This window comes from Bifidobacterium sp. ESL0682 (genome assembly GCF_029392815.1).
Lineage (GTDB): Bacteria > Actinomycetota > Actinomycetes > Actinomycetales > Bifidobacteriaceae > Bifidobacterium.
Genome location: NZ_CP113942.1, coordinates 1252774 through 1265258 on the forward strand (window position 1 = coordinate 1252774; position 12485 = coordinate 1265258).

Here is a 12485-nt window from a genome sequence, read left to right on the forward strand (position 1 = left end):
TAGCCGGATAGAGTATCCCGACTTGGGCGACGAAGCCGCTCCAAGTCGGAAATGGGAATCAGTTGTTTTCACGTCCAAGATAGGAACCGTCGCGGGTATCGACCTTGACCATTTCGCCTTCGCCGACGAAGAGCGGAACCTGGATCTCGGCACCGGTTTCAACGGTGGCAGGCTTGGTGCCAGCGTTTGCGCGGTTGCCCTGAACGCCCGGCTCGGTCGAAGTGACCTTGAGAATCACTGATGCCGGCAATTCGACGCTCAGCGGAGTGCCATCGTGGAAGCTGACGATGCAATCGGTGCCTTCCAGCAGGAACTTGGCCTGATCGCCAACGAGCTCCTTGGGGATGCTGACCTGGTCATAGGTGGTCATATCCATGAAGACGAAGGTGTCGCCTTCCTCATAGGAATACTGAAGAGTGCGGTTGTCGACGGTTTCGAATTCCATCTTCATGCCGGCGTTGAACGTCCTGTCGACGATCTTGCCCGAGAGCACGTTCTTGATGGTGGTACGCACGAAAGCCGGTCCCTTGCCGGGCTTAACGTGCTGGAATTTCGTGACGGTCCAGAGCTGTCCGTCGAGGTTCAATACCGACCCGTTTTTGATGTCATTGCTTGTTTGTGCCACGTCTCGTCACCTTAGTCATTTACTTTTCAAACGATTTGCATTCCATAAAATGCCTCAGCAATTATGCCACAGCGTATGTACAGCCTACAAGCCGTATGTCTCCAAAACTTCACTGCTATATACAGTTGTGCCCCGCACCTTTCGATGCGGGGCACAAACAGTTAAGTAAATCTACAACTTACGTTCTAGAACTACTCGATCACCTTGGTGACACGGCCTGAACCGACGGTGTGGCCGCCTTCACGAACTGCGAAGGTCAGGCCCTCTTCCATTGCGACGGGCTGAATCAGCTCGACGGAGAAGGTGGCGTGATCGCCAGGCTGAACCATCTCGACGCCTTCCGGCAGCGTGATGACGCCGGTGACGTCGGTGGTGCGGAAGTAGAACTGCGGACGGTAGTTGGAGAAGAACGGCGAATGACGGCCGCCCTCATCCTTCGTCAAGACGTAGACTTCGCCCTCGAACTTGTGGTGCGGGGTCACGGAGCCCGGCTTGGCCACAACCTGGCCACGCTCGACGTCGTCACGGTTGATGCCGCGGAGCAGCAGACCGGTGTTGTCGCCAGCCTCGGCCTCGTCCATCTGCTTGTGGAAGGTCTCGATGGAGGTGACGGTGGTGGTCTGGGTCGGACGAATGCCGACGATCTCTGCCGGGGCGTTGACCGGGATACGGCCACGCTCAACACGGCCGGTCACCACGGTGCCACGGCCGGAGATGGTGAAGACATCTTCGATAGGCATCAGGAACGGCTTGTCGAGATCGTGAACAGGAGTCGGGATGTAATCATCGACGGCGTCCATGAGATCCTTGACGGTCTGGACCCACTTGTCGTGATCCGGAGCATCATCATGCAGAGCGCCATAAGCGGAGGTGCGGATGACCGGGCAGTCACGATCGAAGCCGTTTTCTTCGAGGAGGTCGCGGACCTCTTCTTCGACGAGCTCGATGAGCTCTTCGTCGTCGACCATATCGCACTTGTTGAGCGCAACGAGAATCCTCGGCACGCCTACCTGACGAGCGAGCAGAACGTGCTCGCGGGTCTGAGCCATCGGGCCATCAGTGGCGGCGACAACGAGGATCGCACCATCCATCTGAGCAGCGCCGGTGATCATGTTCTTCACGAAATCGGCGTGGCCGGGGCAATCCACGTGAGCATAGTGACGCTTCTCGGTCTGATACTCAATGTGGGCGATATTGATGGTGATACCACGCTGCTTCTCTTCAGGAGCGGCGTCGATCTGATCGAAGTCATACTCCGGGTTGAGATCGGGGTACTCTTCGTGCAGCACCTTCGAGATGGCCGCGGTCAGGGTCGTCTTACCGTGATCAACGTGGCCAATGGTGCCAATGTTAACGTGCGGCTTAGTCCGCTCGTACTTTTCCTTTTCTGCCATTACTTTGTCCTCCTGGACGTTTCGTAGTTACTCTCAGACCTTTCGGCCCTGAGATACTCGCTACAATTTACTGGGTTTCTGGGTTACTTGCCACAAAGTGCCCGAACCCAGTCAGCGCTAGAAAATTCTAGCGCCGACTGGAGACAGACACGCCTTGAGCGAAGTATTTTATTCGCCGCGCTGGGCCTTGATGATCTCGTCGGCGACGTTCTTCGGCACCTCTGCATATGAATCCATCTGCATGGTGAACATCGCGCGGCCCTGCGTCTTGGAACGCAGATCGCCGATGTAGCCGAACATCTCGCTCAGCGGGACCTTCGCCTCGATGACCTTGACGCCGGTGGCGTCCTTCATCTCCTGGATGTTGCCACGGCGAGAGTTGATGTCGCCCATGACGTCGCCCATGTACTCTTCAGGCGTACGCACCTCGACGGCCATAATCGGCTCGAGGATGACGGGCTTGGCCTTCGGGGCCGCGGTCTTGAATGCCATGGAACCGGCGATCTTGAACGCGAGCTCGGAGGAATCGACATCGTGGATCTGGCCATCGGTGACGGTCGCCTTGACGCCGACCATCGGGAACCCGGCGAGCACGCCGGCTTCCATGGCTTCCTGCACACCAGCATCGATCGAAGGAATGAATTCCTTGGTGATGTGGCCGCCGGTGACCTCGTTGACGAACTCGTAGTCCTTGCCCTCGGCGGGGTCGATCGGCTCGAAGTTCATGAGGACCTTTGCGAACTGGCCGGAACCACCCGTCTGCTTCTTGTGGGTGTATTCCTGGTTCATGACGGCCTTGCGGATGGTCTCGCGGTAGGCGACCTGCGGGTTGCCCACGTTGCACTCCACCTTGAACTCGCGACGCATACGGTCGACGATGATGTCGAGCTGAAGCTCGCCCATGCCGGAAATCAGCGTCTGGCCGCTTTCCTCATCGGTCTTGACCTGGAAGGTCGGATCCTCGTCGGCGAGCTTGGCCAGAGCCAGGCTCATCTTCTCCTGATCGGCCTTGGTCTTCGGCTCCACGGCGACCTCGATCACCGGGTCCGGGAAGGTCATGGACTCGAGGGAGATCGGAGCGCTGTCGGCGCACAGGGTGTCGCCGGTGGAAACGTTCTTCAGACCGACGAGCGTGTAGATGTTGCCGGCTTCGGCAGCGTCAACAGGGTTCTCCTTGTCGGCGTGCATCTGGAAGATCTTGCCGACGCGTTCCTTCTTGTCCTTCGTAGAATCGAGCACGGTGTCGCCCGGCTTGATGGCGCCGGAGTAGACACGCACGAACACGAGTTTGCCATAGAAGGGGTGGGTCGAGATCTTGAAGACCAGAGCGGCGAACGGATCGTCCATCGTGGGCTTACGATCGATCTCCTGGGACTCGTCACCGGGCTTGAAGCCGACGATGGCGGGAACGTCCTCAGGGCTCGGCAGGTAATCGACCACTGCGTCGAGCAGCGGCTGAATGCCCTTGTCCTTGAAGGCAGAGCCGCAAAGAACCGGGTAGGCCTTGCGCTCGATGGTGAGCTTGCGGATTCCTGCACGGATCTCCTCATCGCTCATCTCGCCGGACTCGAGGTACTTCTCCATCAGGTCGTCGTCGGACTCGGCCACCTGGTCGAGAAGCTCCGAACGATACTGCTCGGCCTTGTCCTTGAGATCATCAGGGATGTCGACGGTGTCGTAGTGGGCACCGAGATCGGTGGTGACATCGTTCCAGACATACGCCTTCATGCGAATCAGGTCGACCATGCCGACGAAGTCGTTCTCAGCACCAATCGGCAGCTGGACGACCAGCGGGGTGGCTCCGAGCTTCTTCTTGATGGTGTCGACGGAGTAGTAGAAATCAGCACCGAGCTTATCCATCTTGTTGATGAAGCAGATGCGCGGCACGCCGTACTTGTCGGCCTGACGCCACACGGTCTCGCTCTGGGGCTCTACGCCTTCCTTGCCATCGAAGACGGCAACGGCGCCATCGAGCACGCGCAGCGAACGCTCCACCTCGGCCGTGAAGTCCACGTGGCCGGGGGTGTCGATGATGTTGATCTGGAACTTCTTGTCGGGATCATGGGTCTGACGGTTCCAGAAGCAGGTGGTCGCAGCAGACTGAATGGTGATGCCGCGTTCCTTTTCCTGGGCCATGAAGTCCATGGTCGAGGCGCCTTCGTGCGTCTCGCCGATCTTGTAGTTCTTACCGGTGTAGTACAGAATACGTTCCGTACACGTTGTCTTACCGGCATCGATGTGAGCCATGATGCCGATGTTGCGGACCTCATTGAGGTCGTTGAGCACATCAAGTGCCATAAGTGTTTCCTTACCTTAACTCGTCTGCGAAGATTACCAGCGATAATGAGCGAAGGCCTTGTTGGCCTCAGCCATCTTGTGCGTATCCTCGCGACGCTTCACGGAAGCACCGAGGCCGTTGGAGGCATCGAGAATCTCGTTGGCGAGACGCTCGGCCATGGTCTTCTCACGACGCTTGCGGGAGAAGTCGGTCAGCCAGCGAAGGCTCAGAGCGTTTGCACGGTTGGGCTTGACCTCGACCGGGACCTGGTAGGTCGCGCCGCCGACACGGCGGGAACGAACCTCGAGGGACGGACGGATGTTGTCCAGTGCGCGCTTCAGTACGGAAACGGGTTCCTGATCGGTCTTCTCCTTGACCATGTCAAGTGCGGAGTAGACGATGTCCTCGGCGATCGACTTCTTGCCGTCGAGCAGGATCTTGTTGATGAGCTGAGCGACCACGGTCGAGCCGTAGATCGGATCAGGGAGCAGCTGATGCTTCTTGGATGGTCCTTTACGTGACATATCTCTTACTTCACCTTCTTTGCGCCGTACAGGGAGCGTCCCTGCTTGCGGTCCTTGACACCCTGGGTATCGAGCGCGCCGCGCACGATGTGGTAACGCACACCAGGAAGATCCTTCACACGGCCACCGCGGACGAGCACGATGGAGTGCTCCTGCAGGTTGTGGCCCTCGCCCGGAATGTAGGCGGTAACTTCGATGCCGGAGCTCAGGCGCACACGGGCGACCTTACGCAACGCAGAATTCGGCTTCTTCGGTGTAGTGGTATACACACGGGTGCACACGCCACGACGCAGCGGGCTACCCTTCAAGGCCAAAGTCTTGGATTTCTTTGACTTTGCCTTACGTCCTTTGCGGACAAGTTGTTCTATAGTAGGCAACTTCAGTTCTCCGATTCGTTAATCATTATTACTTGCGGAGCCGCCTCGCTGCAGCCCCAATCGACGAATCGAAATGAGACAGCCACAGTCCACCGGCCCGATGGCCCTTCACTCTCCTGCCGCCGCATTGCTGCGCGCAATCTAACAAGTTCCGGGATATCCCAGTACCCACGCCTGTTACATAAGGCATGCCACTGGCACACACGTTCAGAACTATAGCATGTCACTTCGGACATTTTGGAAAGCCGCGTGGTAACCAATACGTATCAGACAAGGAACCTACACTGAACGATATCGGCAGATGCGGCGTACCGATAAATCGACATAGGAGCACGAAGCAAGATGACAGAGACTTGTGAACAGACAGTCAGACGATTGCACCGTTCATTCGACGAGGGAGTCTCACGCCCTCTTGCCTGGCGACGAGAACAGCTCGGGCGGATGAAACGCATGATTACCGCCCATCGAAAGGATATCGAACAGGCGGTGTTCCTCGATCTCGGCAAACCTGCTGCCGAAACGGCACTGATGGAAATCAAGTTGGTTCTGGACGAGATACGCTTTGTCGAGCCACGTATCGAACGCTGGAGCAGGCGACATCATGCGGTCATGCCACTGCTGATGCAACCGGCGAGAAGTTGGACGATGGCTGAGCCCAAAGGCGTCGTTCTGGTCATTTCGCCGTGGAACTACCCACTGATGCTTAGCCTTGAACCGATGGTCGATGCCATAGCAGCAGGCAATTGCGTATGCCTCAAGCCTTCCGAGCTCTCCCCCAATACCAGCACATTGCTCGAACGGCTGATTGGCGAATACCTTGACCCGCGTGCGTTCGCCGTTGTTCAAGGGGCAGTACCCGAAACCACAGAGCTTTTGCGACAACCGTTTGACCATATCTTCTACACCGGCAATGGCAGGGTCGGTTCGATTGTGATGGAAGCGGCAGCGAAGCAACTCACGCCAGTCACTCTCGAATTGGGCGGTAAATCACCGGTATTTGTGGATTCGAGTGCCAATCTCGACGCTGCTGCCGGACGTATCGCTTGGGGACGCTTCACGAATGCCGGTCAGACTTGCGTAGCACCTGATTATGTCTTAACAACCCCTGATCTTATCGAACCGTTGGCAGAAAAAATCACAGCCTTCACGAAGAAATTCTTTGGCGATAATCCCACAGAATCTGCCAGCTACGGCCACATCGTCAACACCAAACAATTCGATAGACTCGTGAAACTACTACCAACTGACAGAAAAGCGTTTAGCGTTAGCAAAACAGATCGCGAGCGCCTTTATATTGCCCCGACCGTTCTCACTGACGTTCAGCCAGACGACCCGGTGATGCAGGAGGAAATCTTCGGGCCGATTCTGCCGATTCTTGCGGTAAAAGATGCAAAAGAAGCCGTGGCGTTCATCAATGAACGGCCGAAACCGCTGGCTTTGTATGTATTTACATGTTCCAAAACGACCCGCTTGCTTTTCGAACAACACACCAGCTCCGGCGCACTCGGGTTCAATCTACCTCTTGGGCACCTGCTTTCCAACCGCCTCCCCTTCGGCGGCGTCGACGCCTCCGGCATGGGCTCCTATCACGGCAAAGCCGGCTTCCTCGAGTTCAGCCACGTCAAAACCGTGACCAGCAAACCGACGTTCCCGGACACGTTGCGTATCGCTTATCCGCCATATAGGAGACTTACAAAATAAACAGAGTCACGAGGTAGGCATTGATTTGGAACTTCTGAATCAAGGATAGGTGAAAAGGCCAAAACACAAAATCCCCGAAACCTTAATGATTTCGGGGATCGATGGGGTGGCCAACGCGGTTCGAACGCGCGACCTTCTGAACCACAATCAGATGCTCTACCTGCTGAGCTATGGCCACCATCGAAGTGAGAAACTGACCGATTCAGTGAACCGAATCAACATCCGCACAACAGATAAGAACTATACATGATTCTCGAGACCTTAGGTAATCGGCGCGTCGCGAGTTGTCCAATACCGCCTATTCTCAGTACTTGAACATCGGGATGTTGTGGTCTTTGATGAGTTCCTCGGCGACGCCTCTGGTGTGATAGGCCTCAACGACCTTGCGCAGTGTCTTGCTGTCCTTGTTACTCGTGCTGGCCACGATGATGTTCACATAGGGCTTGAAACTTGCGTCACCGGGCTTGAGGCTTGGAGCGTAGATGGCGTCTTCAGGCTTCTTGCCCGCATCAACGATGAAGTTAGTGTTGACGACGCCTCCGGCGTAGTCGGGCAGAAGGTTGATGATAGAGGCCGCGTCATTGAGCTCGACGACGATGCCACTGGGATTGGCGACGATGTCATCGGTTGTGGGGTCGGCTTTCGTGTTGTCTTTGAGCTTGATAAGACCCGCCGAATCCAGCACCTTGAGCGAACGGCCAAGGTTGGTGGCGTTGTTGGGCACGGCTACCTTGTCACCGGGCTTGAAATCCTTGACGCTCTTGTATTTCTGCGAATACAGGTTCATTGGAGAAATGTAGGTCTCGGCGATGGGAGTCAGCTTGTATCCCCTCTTCTTGATGTCTTGATTGAGGAAGGCGTAATGCTCACAGGCGGAAATATCAAGCTCATGGTTGGCGACCGCCTGGTCGGCGTAGATGGCGTCCTGGAAAGTTCTGTATTTCAGTTTGATGTTGGCATGTTCCTCATCGAGCCGCGCCTGCACGGCTTTCCATTCGGCTTCGTCGGAGTTTCCGACAAGGGCCACGGTGACGACCTGTTCCTTGGAAGCTTTGGCATTATGGTAGATATTGATGCCGGCGACGACTAACACCACCGCAGCAATTGCCGACAGAAGAGCGATAAGTTCGTGCTTGGCTCTGATTTGCTTTTTAGTGGCCATGGAAAGCCCCTTTCATGAGTTCATCTATCAGATATCCATCATTTTCGCGTTGCTTGCATTGCCGCTGAATGGTCGTTGTTGAAGTCGAAGTCGACATCGTTACCGGAAATGAGTTCAGGTCACCGTCAGGGTTCGGTGATTTCCACAAGCAGCCGGCCGATGAGTTCAACCAAACCGACAAGCAGCACCAAGACGATAATGGTGGCGATGGTGACGTCCATCATGTAACGCTGGTAGCCGTAGCGGATAGCGAAATCGCCGAGTCCCCCGCCGCCGACCACACCAACCACTGCGGTCATATCGATGAGGCTGACCAGCGTGATGACGCTGACGCGAATAATCGAGGGAATCGCCTCGCGCAAGTAGACTCGCCAGATGATTTCCGGCAGGCCCATGCCCATAGCCTGCGCTGCCTCGATCAGACCAGAATCGATACCAGCCAAAGCCGACTGAATCTGACGGGCGAAGAACGGCGTGATGCCAATGACCAGTGGGAACAACGCGCCTTTTGTGCCGATGGCTGTGCCCATGATGAAACGGGTAACCGGCACCAGCGAGGCCGCGAGGATGATGAACGGAATCGAGCGGAACAGGTTAATCAGCTTGTCGATGACGTTGAAGACGATCTTGTTGGGATGCAGTCCGCCAGGTTTGGTGATGGTGACGGCGACACCCAGGATGAGCGCCAGAACGAAGGAGATCAGGCCAGCGACGGTGACCATGATGATCGTCTGCACGAATGCATCGAAGAACTCCGGCAAACGGCTCATCACATTCGGAAACCATTGGTTGAGCAGATTAAGCACGATCGATCACCTCGATACCGATATTGCGTTCCTTGAGATAGACGAGCGCGTCATTTGCCTTTTGGGAATCCCCCTTGAGCATCACCACGAGCCCGCCGAGCGGCGCGTCTTCCACGATGTCGATGTCGGCGAAAATGATGTTGACGTCAATCGAGAACTCGCGCGAGATGTGCGAGACCAAGGCTTCGGAGACCTCTTTGGCGATGTAGTTCATGCGTAGCAGCACCTGCCCGGGCTGTGGCTCGACCAGCGGCGAATGCTCGTCAAGCAGATCATGGACCTTGTCGAGATTCGAGGTCGTGGCGACGAACGCTTTGGTCAGCGCGGCCTTCGGGTTGGCGAAGATGTCGAACACATCGCCTTTTTCGACAATAGTGCCGTGGTCGATGACGGCGACCTTGTTGCAGATCTGCTTGATAACGGCCATCTGATGGGTGATGATGACGATGGTCAGGCCCAATGTGTCGTGCAGGTTGCGCAGCAGGGCAAGAATCGATTTGGTCGTGGTCGGGTCGAGAGCGCTGGTTGCCTCGTCGCTCAAAAGGATACTGGGCCGGTTCACTAAGGCCCTGGCGATGGCGACGCGCTGCTGCTGGCCGCCGGAAAGCTCATTGGGATAGGCATCGGTCTTTTCGGTCAAGCCAACCAATTCCAAAAGCTCGGCGACACGGGCCTGCTTGGTCCGAGCATCGGCTTTTCCCCGAAATGCAAGCTCGACGTTGGCGGCGACCGTACGTGACGGCATGAGATTGAACGATTGGAAAATCATGCCGACATTGCTTCTCAGGGCGCGCAGATCCTTGGGCTTCAGTTTGGCGACTTCCTCGCCATTAACGCGAAGCGTTCCACCGTCATAATGTTCAAGCCCATTGATGCAACGGACCAGCGTGGACTTGCCGGCGCCGGAAAGACCGATAATGCCATAGATATCCCCCGATTCGATATCGAGGTTCACACCGCTCAGCGCGGTCTTTTCGCCATCTTCACTGGAATATTTCTTGGTGAGGTTGCGTATCGTAATAGCCTGTGACATCGTACCCCTTCTTGCTCAAATAACTGCCGCGCCACTTCCGTTCTTCTCAAAACCGACTGTAAACCGAACGCACAAAACCCTTGTTGCATCTAGCTCATTGGCGTTAAACATTGAGTTTATTAGGCATGAATTGGCAATTGCAACCTGAACGATATACACAGAATCAATAGTTCTTTATCAATCGACGGAGCCGCAGGCGACACGGGAAAATAATCGATATTTTTATTTTTGTCTATCTGTAAACTTTTATCATCATTGAGCGAGCCGATTGGCAATGCAGTTTCAAATTATGTAACATTTATCACATAATTATTGTGTTCTTGCTTACAAAGTGGCATGTTCTTTCAAAAAGTGACGTGTCACCGTCTCATAATGAGATTTAGCGGACTTAATTGCAAAAACTAACAGATCAAGAAGAAAAATACACATTGAAGAGCAAACTATCAGAACTCAAAACGACCATTTCCGAAGTCGAAGGCACTGAGGACGAAACCAAGCCCCTGTTCCCCGGGCGCGCATTCATCTCGACCGTGCTCGACGCGCTTGACAACAAAGAGACCATGACCGGCAAAATGACCGGACGCTACATCCAGCGGGCCATGATGGCAGGCATTCTCGTCGGCGTCTTCTTCACCGCATTCTGGGTCATGATGGGAGCCAGCTCCAACGGCGGCCCGGGCTTGATGCTGGCCGGCAAAGTACTGGCGGGAACGACCTTCGGCTGGGCACTCGTGCTCATCTATTACACCAATTCCGAGCTGCTGACCTCCAACATGATGGTCGTCAGCGTCGGTGCCTACCACAAGCGCATCGGCTGGCTGCAGTCGCTGAAACTGCTCGGCCTGTGCCTGCTCGGCAACCTGCTGGGCGCACTGATTGTCGCCGTCATCCTGCGCTTCTCGACCATCATCTCCGGTGCCGGCTACGACGCCATGCTTGCGGCAGCCAACACGAAGCTCAACTACCTGAACTCCGTCGGCGGTGTCGGTGACCTCTTCGTACGTGCAATCTTCTGCAACTTCTGCATCAACATCGCCATGCTGATGGTCTACAACGGCAAGCTCTCCAACGATTTCACCAAGTGCATCATCATGGTGGTGGCCGTGCTGGTCTTCACCTTCTGCGGCTTCGAACATTCCGTGGCTGATTCTGCGATGTTCCTCATCCTCGGCATGCACGGTGTCATCAACGCATGGAAGGCGATTCTCGTCATCGTGGTGGCGATTCTCGGCAACCTTGTGGGCGGCGGCATTCTCATCGGTCTCAACTTCGCGACCATGAACGACGAGCGCGGCATCACCGCTGAAGCAGACGAGAAATAGGTTCTATTCTCCGGCGCAGATTTCCGTATCCGGCATGTAAACGGCACTTAACCGTGAACTATAAGAGGTAATTCGCATTCCACGCGAATTATCTCTTTTATTATTCGCCATCCCGCCAAATGAGAGAGCGATATCGCGCCCTTTCTGGCTTGTCGTAACCACCCTTGGGATTATGGTTGAGGCATATTATTACGCGCAAAGCAAGGAGCGATATGCTGGACTTCACCAGTGATTACACGGAAGGCGCTCATCCCTCGATTCTGAAGCGGATGGCCGAGACCAATATGGAACAGCTGCCAGGTTACGGCTCCGACAAATACTGCGATTCCGCCAAGGAAAAGATTCGTCAGGCCTGCGGCTGCCCGGACGCCGATGTATGGTTCCTGGTCGGCGGCACGCAGACCAATCAGACCGTCATCGACACCATCACCCCGGCCTATGCGGGCGCCATTGCTGCGACCAACGGGCACATCAACGTGCACGAGGCCGGCGCCGTGGAATCGACGGGACATAAAGTGCTGACGTTGCCGAGCCACGAGGGCAAAATCGATACCGGCGAACTCGACCAGTTCTGCAAGGACTTCTACGCCGACGGCAACTACACGCACATGGTCTTCCCCGGTTGCGTCTATGTTTCACACCCCACCGAATACGGCACGATGTATACCAAGGCGGAACTTACGGCCATTGCCGAAGTCGCACACCGTTACGACATGCCGCTCTTCCTTGACGGGGCACGACTGGGTTACGGGCTGACGGCGGCCGACAACGACCTGTCGCTGGAGGACATCGCACGTATCGCCGATGTTTTCTATATCGGCGGCACCAAGGTCGGCGCCCTGTTCGGCGAAGCGGTCGTCTTCACCAAGAACAACACACCCAAGCATTTCCTCACACAGATCAAGCAGCATGGCGCGCTATTGGCCAAAGGCTGGCTGCTCGGGCTGCAGTTCGATACGCTGTTCACCGACGGACTGTATACGAAGATCGCCAAGAACGCGAACGTCATGGCCGATCAAATCCGCTCCGCGCTGAAAGCCAAAGGTTATCAGCTCGTCTACGAAAACACGACCAACCAGGTCTTCGTGGCCATGGATCAGTCGACCATCGACCGCCTTTCGCCGCAAGTCGCCATGGGCTTCCTGGAGAAATACGACGACACCCGTTCGGTGATGCGCCTCTGCACCAGCTGGGCCACCACGCAGGAGCACACCGACCAGCTCATCACGCTGCTGTAACGCCCTACGGATTCGGACATGCGAT

At 55.9% G+C, this 12485-nt stretch carries 11 protein-coding genes and 1 tRNA gene; 3 read left to right on the top strand and 9 right to left on the bottom strand.

Annotated features, from left to right (window positions below; translation table 11 throughout):
* Positions 1–58 precede the first annotated feature (58 nt).
* The 5 genes from efp to rpsL all read right to left on the bottom strand — a co-directional run bounded on the left by efp (position 59) and on the right by rpsL (position 5198).
* Positions 59–625, bottom strand: a complete 567-nt coding sequence (gene efp / locus OZX57_RS05320; protein WP_277161702.1) for an elongation factor P — start codon at positions 623–625, stop codon at positions 59–61.
* A gap of 191 nt (positions 626–816) precedes the next feature.
* Positions 817–2019, bottom strand: coding sequence for an elongation factor Tu (gene tuf / locus OZX57_RS05325; protein ID WP_277161703.1), 1203 nt, complete (start codon positions 2017–2019; stop codon positions 817–819).
* Positions 2020–2187: 168 nt separating this feature from the next.
* On the bottom strand, positions 2188–4317 hold the full coding sequence (gene fusA, locus OZX57_RS05330; protein WP_277161704.1) for an elongation factor G: 2130 nt from the start codon (positions 4315–4317) through the stop codon (positions 2188–2190).
* 33 nt (positions 4318–4350) lie between these two features.
* Positions 4351–4821: a 30S ribosomal protein S7 gene (gene rpsG, locus OZX57_RS05335; protein ID WP_277161705.1), complete on the bottom strand. Its 471-nt coding sequence runs from the start codon at positions 4819–4821 to the stop codon at positions 4351–4353.
* A gap of 5 nt (positions 4822–4826) precedes the next feature.
* Complete coding sequence (rpsL, locus tag OZX57_RS05340; RefSeq protein WP_277161706.1) at positions 4827–5198, bottom strand: 30S ribosomal protein S12; 372 nt, start codon at positions 5196–5198, stop codon at positions 4827–4829.
* Positions 5199–5540: 342 nt separating this feature from the next.
* Between rpsL and OZX57_RS05345 the strand changes: the two genes are divergently transcribed.
* Positions 5541–6899 (top strand): aldehyde dehydrogenase family protein, encoded by a 1359-nt coding sequence (locus OZX57_RS05345; protein WP_277161707.1) that lies wholly within the window; start codon positions 5541–5543, stop codon positions 6897–6899.
* Positions 6900–7001: 102 nt separating this feature from the next.
* Here OZX57_RS05345 and OZX57_RS05350 read toward each other — a convergent pair.
* The 4 genes from OZX57_RS05350 to OZX57_RS05365 form a co-directional block, all read right to left on the bottom strand.
* Positions 7002–7077: transfer RNA gene (locus OZX57_RS05350), tRNA-His, on the bottom strand.
* 126 nt (positions 7078–7203) lie between these two features.
* The gene (locus OZX57_RS05355) at positions 7204–8061 is read right to left on the bottom strand and encodes a MetQ/NlpA family ABC transporter substrate-binding protein (RefSeq protein ID WP_277161708.1); all 858 of its coding nucleotides are present in this window, start codon (positions 8059–8061) and stop codon (positions 7204–7206) included.
* 125 nt (positions 8062–8186) lie between these two features.
* Positions 8187–8867, bottom strand: coding sequence for a methionine ABC transporter permease (locus OZX57_RS05360; protein WP_277161709.1), 681 nt, complete (start codon positions 8865–8867; stop codon positions 8187–8189).
* Positions 8860–9900 carry an ATP-binding cassette domain-containing protein gene (locus OZX57_RS05365; protein WP_277161710.1) on the bottom strand — a complete coding sequence of 347 codons (1041 nt, stop codon included), beginning with the start codon at positions 9898–9900 and terminating at the stop codon, positions 8860–8862. The genes OZX57_RS05360 and OZX57_RS05365 overlap by 8 nt, the downstream gene beginning before the upstream one ends.
* A 428-nt stretch (positions 9901–10328) precedes the next feature.
* Here OZX57_RS05365 and OZX57_RS05370 point away from each other — a divergent pair, with 428 nt between their 5' ends.
* Together OZX57_RS05370 and OZX57_RS05375 are read left to right on the top strand one after the other, a co-directional pair.
* Positions 10329–11222 (top strand): formate/nitrite transporter family protein, encoded by an 894-nt coding sequence (locus tag OZX57_RS05370; RefSeq protein ID WP_277161711.1) that lies wholly within the window; start codon positions 10329–10331, stop codon positions 11220–11222.
* A gap of 212 nt (positions 11223–11434) precedes the next feature.
* The gene (locus OZX57_RS05375) at positions 11435–12460 is read left to right on the top strand and encodes an aminotransferase class I/II-fold pyridoxal phosphate-dependent enzyme (protein ID WP_277161712.1); all 1026 of its coding nucleotides are present in this window, start codon (positions 11435–11437) and stop codon (positions 12458–12460) included.
* Positions 12461–12485 lie beyond the last annotated feature (25 nt).